This is a genomic window from Mesorhizobium sp. M2A.F.Ca.ET.042.01.1.1 (assembly GCF_003997405.1).
Taxonomy (GTDB): domain Bacteria; phylum Pseudomonadota; class Alphaproteobacteria; order Rhizobiales; family Rhizobiaceae; genus Mesorhizobium.
The window spans coordinates 1-997 of sequence record NZ_RZRX01000587.1; the positions used below are offsets into that span (position 1 = coordinate 1).

At 59.7% G+C, this 997-nt stretch carries 1 protein-coding gene; it reads right to left on the reverse strand.

Annotated elements, in window-relative coordinates; all coding sequences use genetic code 11:
• The coding region (locus EOA23_RS35020; protein ID WP_210212529.1) for a hypothetical protein at positions 1-997 on the reverse strand (997 nt) is incomplete at both ends.

The following is a 997-nucleotide window of genomic DNA, read 5'->3' on the forward strand; positions in this document are numbered from 1 at the left end:
CTTCAGGATAGAGCGGATGGCTGAGTTCGTCGCGGAGATCGCTGAAAAATAGACGCGAGTCGCCGAAGTTCACATCGACATCCGACAAGAGATAGTCGGCCAGGCCTGCCACCGATCGCATCTTAGCCGCGACGCCAGCCAGGCGCAGTGGATGCCAAGGCGCGACAATGGCTGACGGCGCGCTCCCGAGTACTTCGATCATCCCGATCCGCAGCACCGGCTCCCAAATATCACGGCGGTTAAGATCACCTATGGCATTCTTAGCCAAGCTGTTCAGCAGGGCGCCGTAAGCGTCAGCCTGCGCGATGAGGGTGGCAGACGCGTACCCGGACGACTGCAGGGATGTAAGTGCGGCGGTATACATGGTGGCGAATCGCTTCCACGCCGCAGCAATATCGTCAACGCCCGCCTGGGTGATCCGGCCTGCCTCCTTTGCCTCTTTCAAGAGTTTTGGGAAGAGCTTCGCAAGGTCGATGCCGGTGCTCGTGCGCGGGATGAGCGTTCCGGCATCCTGCCCGAAGGCTGGTTGCAGCGTTCCCGTATCTTTGAGAGATACCGACTGGAGGGCGCCCTTTCGACTAACCGAGAGACGCGCAACGCTGCTGCGTCCGAACGGGCGCTTGATGAGCCGGCCGAGATCTTTCGGCAGTTCCAAACCGATTGCTGCTGGCTGGCCGGTCCATACGAGCTGAACGGTTGCCCTTTCCCGTCCGGCCGTTAGCGCCACATCGAATTTGATCTGCAAGGCACTTCGTGCCGTCGATTCATTTCGCCGGTATTTTTTTTGCCGTGCTTTCGCCCGATCGAGCAATTCTTCGTAGCTAAAGAGATGGGGCACGTCCCATTCGACGGCTGCTCCTAAAAGCGCCGGTAATCCTCTGTAGCGCAGGCCGAAATACAGGCCAACGTCAGCATTGAGGTCGAGCCATTGGTTACGCGATCGCCTGGCCGACTTAATGCTCAGCGTGCGCGACCCGCCTCCGAGGTTCACCTGGCC